Source organism: Flavobacterium cheniae, from assembly GCF_004363695.1.
GTDB classification, from domain to species: domain Bacteria; phylum Bacteroidota; class Bacteroidia; order Flavobacteriales; family Flavobacteriaceae; genus Flavobacterium; species Flavobacterium cheniae.
This window is the reverse complement of record NZ_SNZC01000002.1, coordinates 341,810-362,700: the sequence shown is the minus strand read 5'-3', so window position 1 is coordinate 362,700 and position 20,891 is coordinate 341,810. Positions and strand designations below refer to the sequence as shown.

Genomic DNA, 20,891 nt, shown 5'->3' with positions numbered 1-20,891 from the left:
CTCAAATTTAAAAAAATGGATAAAAGAATACTGTTGGTTGCTGCATTTTTAGGAGTAACAGCAATAATTTTAGGGGCATTTGGAGCTCACGCATTAAAAAAATTACTTTCGGTAGAGCAATTGGCAACATTTGAGGTTGGTGTGCGTTATCAAATGTATCACGCGTTGTTTCTTCTCTTTGTAGGTACTTTTGCTTTTTTAGGAGAGAAAGAACGTTCGATTATTTTTTATTTAACGATAGTAGGTGTTTTGTTTTTTTCAGGGTCTATTTATCTGTTAGCGACAAATACTATTACCAATTTGAAGACTAAATTTCTAGGACCAATAACGCCAATCGGTGGTTTATTCTTAGTTTCAGCTTGGGGATACTTATTTTATGCTGTTTTATCTAAAAAACAGTGATTAAAAAACGTTATCTAAAATATAATTTATAATTTTGCACTTTATTAAATACACAACATAACAAACTATTTATGGATACGAATGCGCATATTACGAAATCGATTTCGTTAGAAAAGTACGGAATCGTTAATGTATCAGAAATAATATACAATCCTTCATACGACTATTTATATAATGAAGAATTAAATCCAGCTTTAGAAGGATTTGAAAGAGGACAGTTATCTGAACTTGGTGCGGTTAACGTAATGACAGGTGAATTCACCGGGCGTTCTCCTAAAGATAAATACATTGTAAAAGACAGCGTTACAGAAAACACAGTTTGGTGGAATTCTGATAAAGCGGCTAACGATAACAAACCAATTTCTCAAACAACATGGAATGCTTTGAAAGAAACTACGGTAAAGCAGCTTTCTGGAAAAAGATTGTTTGTTGTAGATGCATTTTGTGGTGCTAACGAAGACACGAGATTAAAAGTTCGTTTCATCATGGAAGTAGCATGGCAAGCACATTTTGTAAAAAATATGTTCATCCGTCCAACGGAAGCGGAATTAGAAAACTTTGGTGAGCCAGATTTCATTGTTATGAATGGTTCAAAAACAAGTTTCAAAGATTACGCAGCTCACGGATTAAACTCTGAAGTATATGTAGCGTTCAACTTAACTGAGAAAATCCAATTAATTGGAGGAACTTGGTACGGTGGTGAAATGAAAAAAGGATTGTTCTCTATGATGAACTATTACTTACCACTACAAGGAATTGCTTCTATGCACTGTTCGGCTAACAAAGGAAAAGATGGCGATGTTGCTGTTTTCTTCGGATTATCAGGAACAGGAAAAACTACTTTATCAACAGATCCAAAACGTGAATTAATCGGAGACGACGAACACGGATGGGATAATGATGGTGTTTTCAACTTTGAAGGTGGATGTTATGCAAAAACTATCGATTTAAGTGCAGAGAACGAACCAGATATCTTCGGAGCTATTAAAAAAGATGCGTTATTAGAAAACGTAACTGTTGATGCCAACGGAAAAATTGATTTCAAAGATGGTTCAGTTACACAAAATACACGTGTTTCTTATCCAATTAACCATATTGAAAATATTGTAAGACCAGTTTCTAAAGCAGGTCACGCTACTAAAGTTATTTTTTTAACTGCAGATGCATTCGGAGTAATGCCTCCAGTTTCTAAATTAACTCCAGAGCAAACAAAATATTACTTCTTATCAGGATTTACAGCTAAATTAGCAGGAACCGAAAGAGGGGTAACACAACCAGAACCAACATTCTCAGCTTGTTTCGGAAAAGCATTCTTATCATTACACCCAACAAAATACGGTGAAGAATTAGTTAAGAAAATGGAGCAACACAATGCTACAGCTTACATGGTAAACACAGGTTGGAACGGAACAGGAAAACGTATTTCAATTAAAGATACAAGAGCAATTATCGATGCTATCTTAGATGGCTCAATCGAGAATGCAGAAACTAAAACAGTTCCAGTATTTAATTTTGTAGTGCCTACTGCTTTACCAAATGTAGATACTAATATTTTAGATCCAAGAAATACCTATGCTGATGCTGCTGAATGGCAAATAAAAGCAGAAGATTTAGCTTCAAGATTTATCAAAAACTTCGTTCAATATACAGACAATGAAGAAGGAAAATCTTTAGTAGCAGCTGGTCCTCAATTGTAATCTAATACATTTATATAGGAAAAAGTCTCGAAATTTTCGGGACTTTTTTGTTTGTATAAATCAAACAAAAAACCCAAACTCTTTCGAATTTGGGTTTTCTATATATTGAAAAAATAATTATTTTCCTTTGTTTGCTTCAGCAATGTATTTTTCTAAAGCACCAGTCATAGATGGAGTTCCAGGGCTTGGCGCCATAATATCTACACGTAAACCGTGCTCTAAAGCTTCTTTTTGAGTGGTACTTCCAAAAACAGCAATACGCGTATTGTTTTGTTGAAAATCAGGGAAGTTTTTGAATAATGATTTAATTCCTGTTGGGCTAAAGAAAGCCAAAACGTCGTAATATACATCTTTTAAATCGGTTAAGTCGCTCATTACAGTTCTGTAAAAAGTTCCTTTTGTCCAATCTACTTTTAAGCCGTCTAATGTAGGAGGTACATCAGCGTTCAGTTGGTCAGAAGACGGTAATAAAAACTTCTCGTCTTTATATTTTTTAATTAGCGGAGACAAATCTACAAAGTCTTTTTGACCCACATATATCTTTCTTTTTCTATAAACTACATAACGCTGTAAGTAAAAAGCAACCGCTTCAGACTGACAGAAATATTTTAAATCTTCTGGCACTTTGTAACGCATTTCTTCAGCTACTCTGAAAAAATGATCTACAGAGTTTCTACTCGTTAATATGATGGCAGTATAGTTGTTTAAATCGATTTTTTGAGCGCGAACTTCTTTAGCAGGAACACCTTCTACGTGAATGAATGGTCTGAAATCAATCTTAACTTTCAGTTTATTTTGAAGCTCAAAATAAGGAGAATTTTCTACTTTAGGCTCTGGTTGTGAAACTAATATTGTTTTCACTTTCAAATTTGACATATTTCTCTCTAATTTTTTGTAAACCAATTATAAATAAAATAGTAAGGTGCTATTTCAAGGGTGCAAAGATATAAAATAAAATAAAATATTTTACGTAATAGTAAATTTTGATATAATTTCAGTGCAACCAAGTAAGTAGTGATGTTTATAGTGATTAGGATAATCAATAAAGTCCAAAAGAACCAATCGGCATTTAATGAATTGTAAAATAAAATGATATTAACGGGTAATAAAATGAATCCAAAATAAGCTCTGTAATTCACTTTCAGCAAGTTAAATTGTTCGTTAAATTCTTCAATTTTAAAAGCAGTTGCAATAATTTTCTCAATTAAAAATTTCGAAAGAATAAAAACAGTTAAAAAAGTAAAAACTTGGATGTAAACAATTAAGTCGGTTTTTTCAGCTCTATCAAATTGATTTAATACTAATAAAGTAAAGAATGAAAACGAAATCAGTTGTAGTATAAACATCGAAATGGTAAAACCACTCATTAGGTTACTACTATCACGGTAAATTTTGGTGTATTTATCTGAATAAGCCAATCGAACAAACTCATTAAAACGAACCGAAGAGATGGTTTTGTTAATCGCAATTATGGCCACGCAAATAACAAACAAGATGGTTGCCCAGTCTTTGCTTTCAATAATTCGGTCGTGTAATTGAATTGCTAACATATTGGCGCAAAATTACAAAAAATACTGTCATATTCATTATTATAAAATTATTAAGAATTGTCTACTAGAAATAGCTTATTTTTGCACTTAAAATACACGATTTTTTATGGCTCAGGGTGTTGTTGTAATTCCAACTTTTAACGAAATTGAAAATATTGAAGCAATCATAAAGGCTGTTTTTGCTTTGCAAACGCCATTTGATGTTTTAATAGTAGATGACAATTCTCCTGATGGTACAGCTGTAAAAGTGAAAGAAATGCAACAAGAATTTCCTTCACAACTGCATTTGAAAGTGAGAACGAAAAAATCGGGTTTGGGAACAGCTTATGTAGCGGGTTTCAAATGGGCGCTTTCACATGGATATGATTATATTTTTGAAATGGATGCCGATTTTTCGCACAATCCTAATGATTTAGAAAAGTTGTTAGCTGCTTGCGAAAATGGTGCAGATGTTTCTATTGGTTCAAGATATTCAAACGGAGTAAATGTAGTGAATTGGCCTTTAAGTCGAGTTTTACTGTCTTATTTTGCTTCAGTTTATGTTAGAATGATTACTGGTATGAAAATTGCTGATGCCACAGCAGGATTCAAATGTTACAGAAGAATAGTTTTAGAAAAAATTAACCTTGACAGAATAAAATTTGTAGGTTATGCGTTTCAAATAGAAATGAAATATCGTGCTTTTGTCAATAATTTTAAAATTGTAGAAGTTCCGATAATTTTTACAGACCGAACAAAAGGACAATCTAAAATGAGCGGTGGAATTATTCGTGAAGCTGTAGTAGGAGTGATAATGTTGAGATTACGTAAAATATTTAATAGATTATAATGAGTTGTTTTTTAATTAGAAATGCCAAGATTGTAAACGAAGGAATTGTTTTTGAAGGTGATATATTGATTGAAAATGAATTCATAAAAGAAATCGCCAAGCAAATTAGTCCAAAATCGTCCGACTGTGTTATTATTGATGCAGAAGGGAGTTATGTAATGCCAGGAGCTATCGATGACCAAGTGCATTTTAGAGAGCCAGGACTTACTCACAAAGGAACTATTGAGACGGAAAGTAAAGCAGCCGTTGCTGGTGGAATTACTTCGTTTATTGAACAACCAAATACGGTTCCAAATGCCGTTACTCAAGAACTTTTAGAAGATAAATATCAAATTGCTGCTAAAACATCGTATGCGAATTATTCGTTTATGATGGGAGGTACTAATGATAATCTTGAAGAAATATTAAAGACAAATCCTAGAAATGTAGCTGGATTAAAGCTTTTTTTAGGATCCTCTACTGGAGATATGCTTGTTGATAGTTCCGCTTCATTAGAAAAGATTTTTTCAAGTACAAAGTTGTTAATTGCTGTTCATAGTGAAGATGAAACCATAGTTAAAAATAATTTAGCAAAGTTTAAAGAAATTTATGGGGAAGATATTCCAGTCGAAAAACACCCTGAAATACGTAGTGTAGAAGCTTGTTATGTGTCGACTGAAAGAATAATTGCTTTAGCAAAAAAAACAGGAGCTAGACTTCATGTATTTCATATATCTACTGCAAAAGAATTAGATTTGTTTACCAATAAGATTCCATTAGAACAAAAGCAAATTACGGCAGAAGTATGTATCCATCATTTATGGTTTACTGATGCTGATTATGATGCCAAAGGTTCTTTAATTAAATGGAATCCTGCTGTAAAAACACAAGCAGATAAAGATGCTTTGTGGAAAGCGTTACTAGATGACAGAATTGATGTTATTGCAACCGATCATGCTCCTCATACTTTAGAAGAAAAATGTAATCCTTATTTGACATGTCCTTCTGGTGGGCCTTTGGTTCAGCATGCTGTTGTGGCTATGTTTGAAGCACATCACCAAGGAAAAATTTCAGTAGAAAAGATTGTAGAAAAAATGTGTCACAATCCGGCTAAAATTTTCAAAATCGAGAAAAGAGGATTTATTAAGGAAGGATATTATGCAGACATTGCAATTGTAAATGCTTATTTACCTTGGAATGTTAAAAAAGAAAATATTATTGCAAAATGTGGTTGGTCTCCGTTTGAAGGTTATAACTTTAAATCACGTGTAACACATACTTTTGTTAACGGAAAATTAGTTTATCATAATGGTAAAGTAAAAGAAGCAAAAGCAGGACAGCGTTTGTTATTTGAAAGAGAAGTGTAATGAAGCAGGTATTATTTTTATTTGTAAGCTTATTTGTGCTTTCTTGTTCTAAGAATCCGGTTCCAAAACCTGATAACTTATTGGACGAGGAAGTAATGGTGAATATCATTTACGATATTTCAATTCTACAAGCAACAGATGGTTCTATGTCATATAAGTTGTCAGATCACAATATTAAAATGGATCAATATATTTTCGAAAAATATAAAATTGACAGTATTACTTATCGTGAAAACCAACGTTATTATGCTGCTGACGCAAGAAAATATAAAAAAATCTATAAAAAAGTAATAGAAAGATTTGAGAAAGAAAATCCAGCAAACACTCAGAATATAAATAATGAAACTAGTGTTGGCGGGTATAATAATTCTGTAGAATAGTTTTTAAATATGTTTCTTTTTTCTGAAAAGTAAAATTAAGTTCTTTTTCTATTTTTGAAGTATCAAAAGTGGTTACAGAATGTGATGAGATTGCGGTATTTCTAGATAACTTCCTTTTGCGATTCAATATTTTTGAAATCAACCAATCAATTCGCCAAGCAATAGAAGTCATTAGTTTGGTTGCTTCTATTGAAGGTTTTTTCAATTTCAATTCTTCTGCGATAAAGTCGAGTAATGCTTTTGTAGAAATATTTTCACCTACTAAAGTATAACGTTCTCCGTTTATTGAACTTTTCATGAGTTGAGTCATGCAATTAGTAACATCAGCTACCGAAACAATTCCAATGTTACCCTTTGTATAAAATGACAATCCTTTTTTTACCGATTGAATAATAACATCACTGCCTTTTTTCGGGAAACCATAACCAAAAATTACTCCCGGATTCACAATTACAACTTCCAAACCTTCTTGATGGCCGCGTAGAACTTCCATTTCGGCGCCGTATTTTGTAATTGCGTAATCGCTATGTAATTCTTCAGGATTCCATTCGGTTTCTTCTGTGATAGTAGTTTCGTGTTCTTTTGGATTTCCTAAGGCAGCAATCGAACTCACATGGCAAAGTTTTTTTACATCAAAATCAATGCAACAATTCACCACGTTTGCAGTTCCTTCGATATTGATTTTTCGAAGTTCGTCTTCGTCACTAGGATCAAACGAAATCAAAGCAGCACAATGATACACATGAGTGACATTTTCAAAAGCAATTTCCAAAGATGGAATATCAGTAATATCACCTTTAACCCAATTGATTTTATTAAATAGAGCAGTTTGATTATGAAAAGCAAAAACATTCTTTACTTTTTCAATTTGTTTTTCAGAACGAAATAACGCTTTAACTTCCTCATTTTCTTGAAGAAGTTGTACTAACAAATGCGAACCTACTAAACCTGTTGCTCCTGTGACTAAAATCATGATGTAAAAATAGCAAATCTTTTAAAAACGGACTAACTTTTAAACCTTCAAACTTTTAAACTTTTAAACTAAAAACTATCTTTGCTCAAATTATTTGAAATCATGAAAAATTTTATTGAAGAAGTGACTTGGAGAGGAATGCTCCACGACGTAATGCCAGGCACAGAAGAACATTTGATGGAGCAGATGCGTGTGGCGTATGTGGGTATTGATCCAACCGCCGATTCATTGCATATAGGACATTTAGTTGGTGTAATGTTATTGAGACATTTCCAATTGAGTGGTCATAAACCGTTAGCGCTTGTAGGCGGAGCAACTGGAATGATTGGTGATCCATCAGGAAAATCTAACGAAAGAAATTTGTTAGATGAAGCTACTTTGCGTCACAATCAAGAAGCGATTAAAGCACAATTGGCTCGCTTTTTAGATTTTACTTCTGCGGAAGCTAATGCTGCGGAGTTAGTAAATAACTACGATTGGATGAAAGAATTTTCATTCTTAGATTTCATTCGCGATGTGGGAAAACACATTACTGTGAATTATATGATGGCGAAAGATTCGGTTAAAAAACGTTTAACTGGAGAAACTTCAGAAGGAATGTCGTTTACTGAATTTACGTACCAATTAGTGCAAGGTTACGACTTTTTACATTTATACCGTGCTAAAAAATGTACGCTACAAATGGGTGGAAGTGATCAATGGGGAAATATCACAACAGGAACAGAATTAGTTCGTAGAATTGAATCTGGGAAAGCGTATGCGTTAACTTGTCCATTAATCACAAAAGCAGATGGAACGAAATTTGGAAAATCAGAAGGTGGAAATATTTGGTTAGATGCAGAAAGAACTTCTCCTTACAAATTTTACCAATACTGGTTAAATACTTCGGATGTTGATGCTGAAAAATACATTAAGATTTTTACTTTCTTAGATAAAGAAACAATTGAAAAATTAATTTTAGAACACAACGAAGCACCTCATTTAAGAGCATTGCAAAAACGTTTAGCAGAAGAAATTACTGTGATGGTACATTCTGCGGCAGATTTAGAAAATGCTATCGCGGCTTCAAATGCGTTCTTTAGTCCAACGATGGATGAGTTGAAAAAGTTAGATGAGAAAACGTTTTTAGAAGTATTTGATGGCGTTCCTCAAGCCGAAATTTCGATGGAAGATTTGAATGCAGGTTTGGATATGATTGCAGCATTAGCAGCAAAAACAAACTTCTTAGCTTCTAATAGTGATGCTCGTAGAGAATTAAAACAAAACTCGATTTCTTTAAACAAAGAGAAAGTAGGTGAAGATAAAATCATTACGAAAGACGATTTAATCAACAATCAATTCTTGTTATTGCAAAAAGGAAAGAAAAATTATTATGTGATAAAAATTGTTTAATCGTTAAATTGTAGAGCTGTAGAATCGATTTAACAAATAAACATTTTAACAGTTAAACTACCATAAGATTACAACCACGAATATCAGAATTATCAAAACGTCCCAACACTTCGAAAGAATGGTTGGGATGTTTTTTCCCCAGATCTTGCGTAGCAATAAACGAACACGAATTGATGTTTGCTAAATCAATCACGTTAATTCCGCCAGTTTTTCCTTCAGAAACATAAGTTAAAGCATCTTCCGTATCACGAATAAGAACTTGCATCCATTGAGGACATTCGAAAACACCATCGCCTAGAGAATACGCTTGCGAAAGTAATTCGGTCATGCCATATTCTGAATGAATTTTTGAAACACCAAATCCGTTGCATAGAAGAGTGTGCAATTCTTCGCGAATCATTTCTTTTCTTTTGCCTTTCATGCCGCCGGTTTCCATGATAATGGTGTTTTTTAATTGGAATTTTTGCTTTTCAATTAAATCTAGCAAAGCATATGTAACGCCAATTAAAATCACATTCTGACCTGAATTATCCAATTCAATCAATTTAGAAATCAATTCGTCGTAGTTGTTCAAATAAAATCCAGAATCTTCATGATTACTGCTTTGAATTAAATCTTCTACCATGTAAATCAACGAAGAACCGTCACGCTCTAAATAGGATGGGAGCAAGGCTAAAACACAATAATCTTCAATATTTCCGTAGAATTCTGAAAATCCCAAGCGGTAACTCATTTCGTACCAACTCACATCTGTAACTAAGTGTTTACTCGTTTGCATTCCTGTTGTGCCGCTACTTGTAAATGTTTGCTGAATAGGTTCTGATGAACTTAAAACAGTATGGCTTTTAAAAAATTGAATGGGTAAAAATGGAATTTCTGTTAACGATTTCACATTGTTTTTGTCTTTCTTCAAGAAGTTGCAAAATTGTTGGTACACCAAATTGTTATCGTACTGATGACGAAAAACTTTTAAAGTAATTTTTTCAAATTCTTTTTTAGAACCAATTTGGAAAATATCTTCTTGTGAAATCATGATGCAAAAATAGGAAACAAATTTGTCATAACTAAAAAAGCACCAACTTTCGTTGATGCTTTTCAATATGAAGTAAAAACTAATTATTGAATAACTAATTTTCTTGTAGCAGTTTTACCTTCTTCAGTAACTTTTACAATGTAAATACCAGCGTTTAAACCAGAAACATTTACAGTGTTATTCATTACGTTTGATTTTATAACTTCTTTTCCAACGATGTCAAAAATTTGAACTGACATCTCAGCATTAGCAGTTGAAGTTAGGTATAATGTATTTCCTTTTAATGGGTTTGGATACATTTTTAAACCTTCGATTGCATCAAAATCATTAGTTGAAAGTGTGTTAACATCAACAAAAGATCTTGCAACAATTCTTGGAGTAGTTACATTTTTGGCAACTAATACGATAACATCTCTAGTTACGTTAGGAATTACATTAGTATTAACAACATAATCAACTTCAGTTAAAAACGTTCTAAATTCTATTGTGTTACCGTCAGAGATATTATAAGAAGTGTTTGCTGCGAATGTATTTGTACCGTTTCCATCAGCAAAAGTTACATTGTTAATTCTTACTAATTCACTTTCGTATTGTTCAATACTAGCGTTAATAGCGCTAGCTGTAACCACTTGGGGTGTTATTACATTTCCATTTGATGAAGGAGTGTTGTTTTCTAATGGTACAATTTGAAGTACACCATTAAAATAAGTTGTTTGGCCTTTTAGTCCAGTAATTCCATCACCTATAACAAAAGGATTTGTAATTACTCCAGCTAAATCATCAATTAAGATTGCTGCAGTAGCATCTTGAATATATTTCTGATTTCTAGTTGCTCTTGCATATGTTACTATTGCTTCACCTGTAATGTTATAATATTTTCCAATACCATCATTTAATACATCTAATCTTACGTCATTTAAGTTTGCAGCATTGGTATAAGATTGTATTGTAAAACTTACAGTTGCTGTAACAGCTGGAGAAAGAGATGCATTACTATCATTTACTAGTTCTAATGCTAAATTGTAAGTTCCAGGCGTTAAACTCGTTAATGCAATTGCAGTATTGTCAAATTTTGATTGTACAGCACCGCCATTGATAGTATAGTTTAAGTGTCCGTTTCCATTTCCAACTGTTGCAATTACAAAGTTAGATGTTGCGAAATTGATATTTACACTTGTTGTTGCAGGGTTGTACAATGTACCATTAGTTGGTGATGATATAACTAATGTAGGATTTGAAGTTGGTGCAGTCCATGTAAAATCATCAATCATTAAACGTTCTGTTGTTCCGTTTGAACGTACTCTGATTTGAATATTTGCGTTAGTGCTGTTAATTACTCCACTTACTGTTTTCCAGTTTGAATCTGTAGTAACTGATGCATCAATAATAGAAGATGTTGTCCAACTTGTGCCATTATTAGTAGAATATTCAACAGTAAAGTTTGTTGCTGGAGCGGAATCCCATCTTCTTGTTGCAAATGAAAAATTTCCAACTCCACCAGATGCAATTGTCATGGTTAAAGCTGAAGTTCCAGTTTGATTCAATCTAAAAGAGTAAGTTCCGTTTGCTAAGGGGAAGCCATCTTGTGCAGCTGTACTGTTTCTTATAACGCTATTTCCTACAGCAGTAAAATTTAGAGATGCATCAACATAACTATGGTCAGAAAAAGTTGTAAACGCAATAGTTCCGCCTCCACCTTGAGTCCATTTTGCGACATCATCAAAATTTACACTTCCTTGAGAGAAAGATAATAACGAAATAGATAATAGTAGTAATGTGTAAAGTTTTTTCATTTTGTGAAAATTTTTAATTGGGGAGGCAAATTTATAGAGTATTTTTTAATTAATCGCTTAATTTTCAGTTTTTTTAAATAAAAAAAGCACCAACTAATGTTGGCGCTTTTAATTATGATAGTATAACTAATTATTGAATAACTAATTTTCTTGTAGCTGTTTTGCCTTCTTCAGTAACTTTTACAATATAAACTCCAGCGTTTAAACCAGAAACGTTTATAGAGTTATTTATTACAGTTGATTTTACAACTTCTTTTCCAACGATATCGAAGATCTGAACTGACATATCAGCATTTGCAGTTGAAGTTAAATATAATGTATTTCCATTTAATGGATTTGGATACATAGTTAAACCATCGATTGCGTTGAATGATGAAGATGATAAAGTAATTACGTTTCCAGAAATTGCAACATCATCAATACTAAATGTTCCTCCAGTGCCTGTTCCTTCTGCATTCCATCCATAAAATCTAAAAGTTACTGGAGTTGTTAATCCAGTAAAGCTAGGTCCGCTTAATGTGATTGTACTACCGTTATGGCCAGTATTTGTGTCTAATACTCTGAAAAAAACGTTTCCACTTTCAACGGATAATTCTGTGTTTGCAGGATTTATTGAAGCTGGTAAATTAGCTGCAAAACCATCTACACTAGAGCGAACAGAATATGTCCTTACGCCGGTTCCAGATCTTTGTTGTCTAAATGTGATTCCTGTTAAATCATAAGTCGTACCGACATTTGGAGAAACGGTAACTTCGAAATAATGCGATGTGCTTAAAGTTCCTGTGTAAGCAGCATATGTATTGTCTCCGCTTAGACCTCCATTTGGTTGATTGTCTAAAGAAAATCTACCGCCAGCGGTAGAATTTAGTGCAGCTGGATTAACGCCTATAAAAGAACCAAAAGTCATACCTGCTGTTGTTGGAACAGGAGTAGGGTCTGTTAAGCCAGTTGAATTTGTTACAGATGCAAAAGTATAAGTCCCTGTAAATGGTCCTTGTGCAAAGGAAGCGCTGGCTAAAGTAATAAATAGTAAAGTGTAAAGTTTTTTCATGTTATATGAATTAAAAATTGAGTACAAAGATAAAAAAGAATTAAAGTTTTCTGGCAAAATCAGATGTTAACTTTAAATTAATTTTTAGAATAATAAATTAAATAACTAGTTGATAATTAGTTTTCTTGTGGCAGTAGCGTCACCTTCTTTTATCTTGATGATATAAACGCCAGCCGAAAGATTACTTACATTTACTTCTTTTGAAGTAATAACCGTCTCTAGTACTTTTTTTCCAAGTACATTAAAAATTTCTACCTTTTTGTCTAATGACGATTTGGTAGTAATGTAAATTTTTCCAGAGTTTACGGGATTTGGGTAAATGGCTAAGCCCTCAATTGTAGGTTCTTGAGTTTTAGTTGCAATAGCAGATTTGTTCTCTTGAGCTTGAAGGCTGAAAGAAAACAAAACCGTTAGAAGAAAAATAGTATAAAAGTATTTTTTTTTCATGCGAAACTAATATTGAGTGTAAAGATAACTATTTTTTAATTACAAATACAATGCCAAACAAAAAATCCCTCATGAAGAGGGATTTTGATGTTTTTTGTAGTTATGTTTTATATTAGAATCCAGTTGTCCAACCAGTTGTCCAGCTTGGAGTGTTTCCGCTATTACCTGCACCTGTATTTGAACCTACAGTAATATAAGTTGTATTTGTTCCAGCGTATTCAGAATTTGTTGTAATTGTTGCTCCAAAATAGATAGGATTGAAAGTAATAAATCCGTTATCTACATTTGTATTAGAACTTGGATCTACAGCAACAGAGTTGATTTTTAAACCTTTTGTAAAACCATCAATGTAGATATTTTGACAATTCCATCTTCCAGAACCTTCTTTCATAAACATTCCGTGCTCTGATCCAGCTAAACTTCCTTTAAGAATTGTAAAGTTTTTTAAAGTTGCGTTAGTTGTTGGTGTTGCAGCACCGTTATCTCCATTATTAGAACCTTCAACACCAGCTTTAGCTGCATCTTTAATGAAAACATTTTCAAGTGTTCCAGAATACCCGTCTGCGAAATCTAATGCATCATCTTCACTGTGTAAAGCAATTAAATATTTAGCATTTACATTTCCGCCGAAAAATTCAATTCCATCATCACCACTTTTGTAAGCTTGAACATATTCAAAAACAGTTCCACTTCCAACTCCAAATAATGATACTCCATTAAATTCTTTAGTAGCATTAAAAGCAGCTCCAGTATATTCAACTCTTAAATAACGAATAACGCCAGAACTATCAGTGTTTTCAGTACCACCATAAGTTAAATCTCCAACTTCTGAAGTTGCAGTTTGTCCAGTAGATCCACCTTTGTTTGTGTTTGCTCTACCACAAATTACTAAACCACCCCAATCTCCAGTAGCTTTAACTGCATTACCACTTGTCATAACAACCGGGTTTGTAGAAGTTCCATTTACATAAAGTAATCCGTCTTGTGCAATTGCAATGTATGATGCAGTTCCACCAGTAGCTTCAATTCTTGTTCCAGCAGGAATAGTTAGAGTTGCTCCACCTCTTACAATAAAAGATCCGGTCAAGTTGTAAACTTGTGTTGCGTCTAAAGTAGCAGATTGTCCACTTAGTAATTCACCTTTAAAATCAGCAGGATTAATAGTTACTGTATTGTTGTTGTCATTTGAATCTTCATCTCTTGAGCAAGAAGTGAAAGTTAAAACAGCTATGGCTAAAGCTGATAATAATAAATTTTTCATTTTTTGTGTTATTTAATTTGTTGTTACAAAGCTATAATTGAATTGTTTTCGGGTGTTTATCTAAATGTTATGAGTTTATTAAATAAACAAAGGTGAATTTTATGTAAAATTCACCTTTTGTTTATTAATTGTTAATTCAATGTTTAGAATGAATATTTCATAGAAAAACTAAAGTTTCTTCCTTTTTTATAAGAGTCAACAACCACATTTTGAATATCTTGTGTTCTTTCGATTGTTGGATCAGTTAAGTTTCTTGCACTAAACCCAAATCCGATATTTTTACTAATATTATATTTTAGAATAAAATCTAAAGTAATTACTTCGCTGTCTACTAAATCACCTTTTCCTGTAACTCCAAGCGCATAAATTCTGTCAGAAAAATAGCCACCTGTTAAGGTTGCTGTTAACGATTTATCATTTTTAAATTCTTTATTAAAACTAATATCTGAATTTACTAATAAATCTGAAGCACCTGATAATCTTGAATCTTGATTTGTAAACGCAACACTTATTCCAGGATTTTCGTTAATTACTTTTTCAGTATCTAAATCTTGAGTAGTATGTAAGTATGATACATTTATTCCAAATCCTAAGTTGGTTTTCTCACCCGTAGTGTTGTTTTCTCTAGAAATAATGCTTTTTCTCCATTCTCCCTCTATTCCTAATCCAATAGCTCTTTCTCCAGAATTTACCCAAGAAATATCATTTGTTGCAGAAGCTACAGTAACTTGATTAATTGGGTTTTGTATGTATTTTCCAAATCCAGTGAATGATATTACTTCACCATTTTTAGGGAACATTTCCCATTTTAAATCAAAGTTGTAATCGGTTGAGTTGTATAAGTTTTCATTTCCAAAATAACTTTGTCCTACTTCTTCAAATAAGAAAGGAGCTCTTTCTTTAAATTGTGGTAAAGTATAAGTTTTACTAGCTGCAATCTTAATGTTTTGTTTTTCGCTTACTTCGTATTTTGCTGTTAATGAAGGTAAATACTCCATAGTGTCAGTTAGTTTTTTACCTGTTTTTAATGAAGTACTATAGAAGATATCTTGAATAATAAACTCAGAACGGAAACCTGCAATTACAAATAATTTTGGGGTAAACTGATATTCAATTGCTCCAAAACCAGCAGAAATAATTTGTTGACCATTATAATTTTGTGGATTTAATGCATTTGGATTACTTAAATTACCTCTAAATGTTGAAATGCGGTAATATCCTAAATCAATTCCGTTTTGATTAAAGAAACCATCTATATTATTTAAATCGATAATTGGTAAATTAACATTAGGCTCTAAAATATCAAAATTAAATTGGGTTGCATCAAAATTAATTTCTTTGTAACGAGCGCTATAACCAGCAATAAATTTACCTTTATATGTATCATCTGCTGTTTTTCCAAATTTGTATGATAAAGTAAAGTTTCCAGCAATTTCATCATCTGTCATTTCTTGAAAAAACCTATGATTGTCTGATTGATTTAAATCAGAAACAATTAATGGAGAGTTAGGATTGTTATTGTCTAGTGGAACAAACGTGTTTTGCATTCTGTCTGGAATTACATTTGTCATCATATTATATGAAATTCCCCAATCAAAATTTATACGATTGCTAAGTGTATGATTACCTAATAATTGATTGATAAGCAAAGAGGTTCTTTCGAAAGTTGAACGCGATAAATAACCATTTCCAGGTGCATCAAACACATCGATTATACCTCTAAATTCCTCGTGTTTTTGTGAACTAGAATTAATGTACATTGAATTCCATTTGATGTTATGATTGCTGTTTATTTTGTAGTTAATATTAGCCATTGCATTTGAGCTAGTATTGTACTCGTACGATTGTCTAAAAAAGTCTCTTGCAGCAATTGCTTGTGTGCTAACACCACCTCTTCTAGCTCCTTCTTTATAATTGTAATTATTATCGAACGACGCATTTAAAAAGAAACTAAGTTTTCCGTTTGAGCCTACAGAGTAAGAGTCACCACCTCTTAAGTAGAATGCGCTACCTACTGGTGTTGCTCCTTGTTTGTCCCAGCTTGTTGTGAAATTATATCCATTTAAAGGATTGTTTGGAATCGGTTGGTTGCTAAATCCGTGAAAATTTGGACCATCTTGTAAGTAGAACTTATTTTGAGAAATAGCATTTGAATTTACATTCATTCCACTTCCTACTTCAATCATTCCACTTCCTTTGTATGTTTTAGAAACAATATCAACATTGGCTCCAGCAAAATCTCCGTAGTTTTTGTAGTTGAATGTTTTGTCAATTCCAATGTACTCTACAATATCAGTAGAGAAAACATCTAAAGACATATTTTTTGTTGAAGGATTGTTTGAAGGTAATGGTAATCCATTCATTGTAGTAGAATTATATCGATCACCCAAACCTCTAACAAAAATATCACTTGAACCTTCTTGTTTAGAAATACCCGAAGTTTTGGCAACTGCTGCAGCAACATCACCAATTCCTTTTTTTGAAATTTCTTCAGCACCAATACTTTGTTTGATTTCTACAGCTTTTTGTTGTTCTTGCAATAAAGCGCTTTCTTTTTCTTTTGAAACCACTTGGATAATTTCAATATCTGCTAATTGAACTCCACTAGCTTCTAAAGTGTGGTTGATAATTTTTTTCTCATTTGCTTTAATTGTAAATGGAATTTCTTTAGTTTCATATCCTAAGTATCCAATTACTAAAGTATAATTTCCAGGTTTTAAAGAAATGGAATATTTACCATTTTCGTCTGTAGAAGTTCCTTGTTTTGTACCTTTAATTACTATATTAGCAAAAGGTAAAGGTTCGTTGTTAAATTCTTTGTCTAAAATAGTTCCGGTTACAGTTCCATTTTGTGCAAACATTGTAGCTGCAAAGAATAATGACAATAATAAAAAACGTAGTTTCATGTTGTGTTATTAATTTTGTGCAAAGGAACTGCTGAAGTGTTATAGTAAAGTTACTTGCCTGTTATGAATTAGTTGCCAATGTGTTATCGAATTGTTAATAGATTAAATAATTGTAAACTCCTTTAAACATTTTATTTTATCTTTACCTTTACAAACCAAAACATAACAATTTTTGTAATGAAAAAAAAAGACATTAAGATCTTATTGGTTGATGATGAGCAAGATATCCTAGAAATTGTAGGTTATAATCTTTCTCAAGAAGGCTATCAAATTGTAACAGCTTCAAATGGAAAAGAAGCCATTGCGAAAGCAAAAAAAGAACATCCTCAATTAATTATTATGGATGTTATGATGCCCGAAATGGATGGAATGGAAGCTTGCGAAAACATTAGAAAAATTCCAGAACTTCAAGATACTATTATCACTTTTTTAACTGCTCGTTCCGAAGATTATTCACAAGTTGCTGGTTTTGATGCTGGTGCTGATGATTATATTGCAAAACCTATCAAACCTAAAGTTTTAGTTAGTAAAGTGCAAGCTTTATTAAGAAGATTAAAAGGTATTGAAGGTGTTTCTTCAAGTACAACATTAAACGTTGGCAATATTGAAATTAATAGAGAAGAATACAAAATCGTTAACGAAGGAAAAGAGATTGTTTTACCAAGAAAAGAATTTGAATTGTTTTATCTTTTAGCAACAAAACCTGGAAAAGTGTTTACCCGCGAAGAAATCTTAGATAAGGTTTGGGGTAATGAAGTAGTAGTTGGAGGAAGAACAATCGATGTTCATATTAGAAAATTAAGAGAAAAAATTGGAGATAACTTCTTTAAAACCATAAAAGGAGTGGGATATAAAATCGAATTTTAATGCAATTAAAATTTAAAAAATCTTATAAGTTCGCTTTAAAGTCATCGGTATACGTAACGTTGTTCTTTTTAGCGACTATTTTTTTATATCATTATTTTGTTCAGTCATTAAATTTACTTGTCGTTTTGGCCTTTTCGGTTGTTTTTTATGCGGCAACATTCTTTTTAATTCAATTTAGGGTAGAGCATTTTATATATAAACGCGTTAAGAAAATCTATGACGATGTTTCGCTTTTGGAAACAACTTCTTATGTAAATCAACCCGTAACAACTGATATGGCAACTCTTACTAAAGAAGTAAAAAAGTTTGCCCGAGATAAAAAATTAGAAATCGAAACCTTAAAAATTAGAGAAGAATACCGAAAAGAATTTTTAGGAAACGTTTCACACGAATTAAAAACACCTCTTTTCACAATTCAAGGCTATTTACTTACGCTTCTTGATGGTGCAATGGAGGATAAAAACATTCGTAAAAAGTATTTAGAACGTGCTGAAAAAGGGGTTGAACGCTTGATTTACATCGTGAAAGATTTGGATATGATTACCAAATTAGAAGTTGGTGAAATTAATTTAGATGTTACTAAATTTGATATTGTTGAGGTTGTTCAAAATGTGTTTGATTTGTTTGAGATGAAAGCTGCAAATAAGAATATTACCTTGACTTTCGATAATAAATATGCCAAACCAATTTGGGTTATGGCCGATCAAGAGAAAATACAACAAGTTGTTACGAATTTAGTCGTAAACTCTATCAAGTACGGAAAAAAAGGCGGCACAACTGAAGTAGGAATCGAAGATTTAACCAAAAATAAAGTCATCGTAAGAATTACTGATAACGGTGAAGGTATCGAAAAGCAAAATATTTCACGTTTATTTGAGCGTTTTTACCGTGTAGATAAAAGTGGTGCAAGAAGTGAAGGTGGTTCTGGTTTAGGATTAGCAATCGTAAAACACATTATTGAAGGACATGATGAAAAAATCTATGTAGAAAGTCAAATAGGTGTAGGCTCAGAGTTTTCATTTACCTTGGAAAAGGCTAAATAATTCGTTCCAATTCGGGTCAACCGAAAAATCTTTAAATCCTTTGTAAAAGTGAATTTTTTCTAACTTGGAAGCTTTGAATTTTTCTTGCTTGCAACTTGGAGCTACAATTTCTGACTTAAATTTTTTAGCTAAATATTCTTGTTCGTATTGCCCTGGTGTTGGAATAAAAAACGCTTTTTTCTCCAATTTTGCCAAATCCATAACTGTAGTATAACCCGAACGACATACTACAAATTCACTTTCGTTAAAAGCGGTACTTAACTCTTCTGAGTTCATAAAATTGTAATACGTAATCGAATTAACTTGCTCAATTTGTTGTTGCGATTCCACAATTCCTTTTACGAAAAGAATTTCCTTCGAACTGTTTTTTAATTCTTTAGTAAGTTTTTTTTCCAACAAAGTACGTTGCGGTTCAGGTCCCGATAATAACACCATGATATCGTATTTAATAGGAAGTGATTTCTTTTCAATTCGGCTTAACGGACCGATGTAATTGATTTTCTCTACTATTTTTTCAGGATGACCTAATTTACCAGATAAATTCTCTGCACCCGAAACATCAGGAACCCAACAAGAATTAAATTTTAAAAGGTAACGCAAATGAAGTTTTGTTGTTAACCATGATGTTTTACCCGAAAGCACATTTAATTGATGTGTTATAAAAACCGAAGGTACTCTAGATGAGTAAACACCCAAACGATTATCGCTTATGATGCCTTCTATTTCATAATTTTCTACAATTTTTCTAATTTTTGCTTTCTCTTTTTTAATAGCAATTACCATTTTGGGTAATTGAGCAACTAATTTCCATTTAAAGTTTTTGCCATTTTCGGCATATTGAATGTTATAAGCCGGTAATTCAATACTAATAAGTTTTGGAAATTCCTTTTTCAATAAAGCTAGTGCAACACCATCGGAAGCAATTATAGGTTCAAAACCATTTTCTTCTAATGCTTTAATAATAGGAATACATCTTGTGGCATGTCCTAAACCCCAGTTTAATGGTGCTATGAGTATTTTTTTCTTCATTACTTTTTTAAAACAGCAATAAATTGCTCGGCTAGTTTGTTTTCATGTTCAAAATTATACTCGTTCTCATCGGAACTCAAATTTCGATCATGTTTATATAATTTCCACTTTTTGTTGTTGTATTCTAAAGCGGTTAAATTTTCTACCCAATCGCCTGAATTCAAATAAAAAGTCTCACCATTTTCATTTTCCATAAACTCAATTTTTGGTTCGTGAATATGACCGCAAATGACATAGTCGTACCCTTTTTCAATGGCTAATTCTACACAAACATTTTCAAAGTTAGTGATAAATTTAACAGCAGATTTTACATTGTTTTTAATTTTTTTGGAAAGCGAATACGGTTCTTTGTTAAATTGGGCTAAAACCCAATTAATAAATCGGTTAATTAAAATTAGGATATCGTAACCCCAACCGCCTAATTTTGCTAACCATTTGGCTTGTGTAATCGAAGCATCAAAAACATCACCATGAAAAATCCAAGCTCTTTTGTGGTCTAATTCTAATACGAGTTTGTCGATTAAACTGATATTTCCCATGTGTAAATCGGTAAATTTTCTAAGAAATTCATCGTGATTTCCAGTAATGTAGTACACTTTGGTACCTTTGGTACTCATCGAAATAATTTTCTTAATTACCTCTAAGTGTTTGGAAGGGAAATAGGATTTTCTAAATTGCCAAATATCAATAATATCGCCATTTAGAACTAAAATTTTAGGTTTTATCGAAGATAAATAATCCAATAATTCTTTAGCATGACAACCATATGTTCCAAGATGAACATCGGAAATAACTACAACTTCAACTTTTCTTTTTTTCAAAATAAAGATTTTATGCAAAAAACGAAAACATATCTAATGTTAAGGTTATTGAAACATTATTAAAAGTTTAT

19 protein-coding genes are annotated in these 20,891 nt (G+C 32.3%); 8 read left to right on the top strand and 11 right to left on the bottom strand.

The window, feature by feature from the left end; translation table 11 throughout:
• Window positions 1–15 precede the first annotated feature (15 nt).
• Both C8D80_RS06610 and pckA read left to right on the top strand, forming a co-directional pair.
• Window positions 16–402, top strand: coding sequence for a DUF423 domain-containing protein (locus C8D80_RS06610; protein ID WP_133608622.1), 387 nt, complete (start codon window positions 16–18; stop codon window positions 400–402).
• Window positions 403–473: 71 nt separating this feature from the next.
• A complete protein-coding gene (gene pckA / locus C8D80_RS06605) occupies window positions 474–2,099 on the top strand; it encodes a phosphoenolpyruvate carboxykinase (ATP) (RefSeq protein ID WP_133608620.1) in 1,626 nt (541 codons plus the stop codon).
• A gap of 117 nt (window positions 2,100–2,216) precedes the next feature.
• Here pckA and C8D80_RS06600 read toward each other — a convergent pair whose 3' ends face one another.
• Both C8D80_RS06600 and C8D80_RS06595 read right to left on the bottom strand, forming a co-directional pair.
• Window positions 2,217–2,966 carry a uroporphyrinogen-III synthase gene (locus C8D80_RS06600; protein ID WP_133609446.1) on the bottom strand — a complete coding sequence of 250 codons (750 nt, stop codon included), beginning with the start codon at window positions 2,964–2,966 and terminating at the stop codon, window positions 2,217–2,219.
• Window positions 2,967–2,983: 17 nt separating this feature from the next.
• Window positions 2,984–3,649, bottom strand: a complete 666-nt coding sequence (locus C8D80_RS06595; protein WP_133608618.1) for a DUF4271 domain-containing protein — start codon at window positions 3,647–3,649, stop codon at window positions 2,984–2,986.
• A 106-nt stretch (window positions 3,650–3,755) separates the two neighbouring features.
• On the opposite strand from C8D80_RS06595, the gene C8D80_RS06590 reads away from it, so the two are divergent.
• The 3 genes from C8D80_RS06590 to C8D80_RS06580 are packed head-to-tail and all read left to right on the top strand — an operon-like array spanning window position 3,756 to window position 6,204.
• Entirely contained in the window at window positions 3,756–4,478 is a 723-nt protein-coding gene (locus C8D80_RS06590; RefSeq protein ID WP_133608616.1) for a polyprenol monophosphomannose synthase, read from the top strand.
• The gene (locus C8D80_RS06585; protein ID WP_133608614.1) at window positions 4,478–5,824 is read left to right on the top strand and encodes a dihydroorotase; all 1,347 of its coding nucleotides are present in this window, start codon (window positions 4,478–4,480) and stop codon (window positions 5,822–5,824) included. Before C8D80_RS06590 ends, C8D80_RS06585 begins: the two co-directional genes overlap by 1 nt.
• Window positions 5,824–6,204 (top strand): DUF4296 domain-containing protein, encoded by a 381-nt coding sequence (locus tag C8D80_RS06580; RefSeq protein WP_133608612.1) that lies wholly within the window; start codon window positions 5,824–5,826, stop codon window positions 6,202–6,204. The genes C8D80_RS06585 and C8D80_RS06580 overlap by 1 nt, the downstream gene beginning before the upstream one ends.
• On the opposite strand, the gene C8D80_RS06575 is transcribed toward C8D80_RS06580, so the two are convergent.
• A complete protein-coding gene (locus C8D80_RS06575; RefSeq protein WP_133608610.1) occupies window positions 6,170–7,177 on the bottom strand; it encodes an NAD-dependent epimerase/dehydratase family protein in 1,008 nt (335 codons plus the stop codon). The two genes, C8D80_RS06580 and C8D80_RS06575, sit on opposite strands and share 35 nt — an antisense overlap.
• Window positions 7,178–7,279: 102 nt before the next feature.
• Between C8D80_RS06575 and tyrS the strand changes: the two genes are divergently transcribed.
• Window positions 7,280–8,569 (top strand): tyrosine--tRNA ligase, encoded by a 1,290-nt coding sequence (tyrS, locus tag C8D80_RS06570; RefSeq protein ID WP_133608608.1) that lies wholly within the window; start codon window positions 7,280–7,282, stop codon window positions 8,567–8,569.
• 52 nt (window positions 8,570–8,621) lie between these two features.
• On the opposite strand, the gene C8D80_RS06565 is transcribed toward tyrS, so the two are convergent.
• The 6 genes from C8D80_RS06565 to C8D80_RS06540 form a co-directional block, all read right to left on the bottom strand.
• Window positions 8,622–9,602, bottom strand: a complete 981-nt coding sequence (locus C8D80_RS06565; protein WP_133608606.1) for a LuxE/PaaK family acyltransferase — start codon at window positions 9,600–9,602, stop codon at window positions 8,622–8,624.
• An 83-nt stretch (window positions 9,603–9,685) separates the two neighbouring features.
• The gene (locus tag C8D80_RS06560; protein ID WP_133608603.1) at window positions 9,686–11,395 is read right to left on the bottom strand and encodes a T9SS type A sorting domain-containing protein; all 1,710 of its coding nucleotides are present in this window, start codon (window positions 11,393–11,395) and stop codon (window positions 9,686–9,688) included.
• A gap of 130 nt (window positions 11,396–11,525) precedes the next feature.
• Window positions 11,526–12,446, bottom strand: a complete 921-nt coding sequence (locus C8D80_RS06555; protein WP_133608601.1) for a T9SS type A sorting domain-containing protein — start codon at window positions 12,444–12,446, stop codon at window positions 11,526–11,528.
• Between the two features lie 105 nt (window positions 12,447–12,551).
• Complete coding sequence (locus C8D80_RS06550; protein ID WP_133608599.1) at window positions 12,552–12,893, bottom strand: T9SS type A sorting domain-containing protein; 342 nt, start codon at window positions 12,891–12,893, stop codon at window positions 12,552–12,554.
• Between the two features lie 112 nt (window positions 12,894–13,005).
• Window positions 13,006–14,154 carry a hypothetical protein gene (locus tag C8D80_RS06545; protein ID WP_133608597.1) on the bottom strand — a complete coding sequence of 383 codons (1,149 nt, stop codon included), beginning with the start codon at window positions 14,152–14,154 and terminating at the stop codon, window positions 13,006–13,008.
• A gap of 143 nt (window positions 14,155–14,297) precedes the next feature.
• Window positions 14,298–17,060, bottom strand: a complete 2,763-nt coding sequence (locus C8D80_RS06540) for a TonB-dependent receptor (RefSeq protein ID WP_133608595.1) — start codon at window positions 17,058–17,060, stop codon at window positions 14,298–14,300.
• Window positions 17,061–17,237: 177 nt separating this feature from the next.
• Here C8D80_RS06540 and C8D80_RS06535 point away from each other — a divergent pair, with 177 nt between their 5' ends.
• A complete protein-coding gene (locus C8D80_RS06535) occupies window positions 17,238–17,927 on the top strand; it encodes a response regulator transcription factor (RefSeq protein ID WP_133608593.1) in 690 nt (229 codons plus the stop codon).
• On the top strand, window positions 17,927–18,970 hold the full coding sequence (locus C8D80_RS06530; protein ID WP_133608591.1) for a sensor histidine kinase: 1,044 nt from the start codon (window positions 17,927–17,929) through the stop codon (window positions 18,968–18,970). Before C8D80_RS06535 ends, C8D80_RS06530 begins: the two co-directional genes overlap by 1 nt.
• Here C8D80_RS06530 and C8D80_RS06525 read toward each other — a convergent pair.
• Together C8D80_RS06525 and C8D80_RS06520 are read right to left on the bottom strand one after the other, a co-directional pair.
• Window positions 18,944–19,999: a glycosyltransferase gene (locus tag C8D80_RS06525; RefSeq protein ID WP_133608589.1), complete on the bottom strand. Its 1,056-nt coding sequence runs from the start codon at window positions 19,997–19,999 to the stop codon at window positions 18,944–18,946. The two genes, C8D80_RS06530 and C8D80_RS06525, sit on opposite strands and share 27 nt — an antisense overlap.
• Complete coding sequence (locus C8D80_RS06520) at window positions 19,999–20,820, bottom strand: UDP-2,3-diacylglucosamine diphosphatase (RefSeq protein WP_133608587.1); 822 nt, start codon at window positions 20,818–20,820, stop codon at window positions 19,999–20,001. Before C8D80_RS06520 ends, C8D80_RS06525 begins: the two co-directional genes overlap by 1 nt.
• Between the last annotated feature and the right edge of the window lie 71 nt (window positions 20,821–20,891).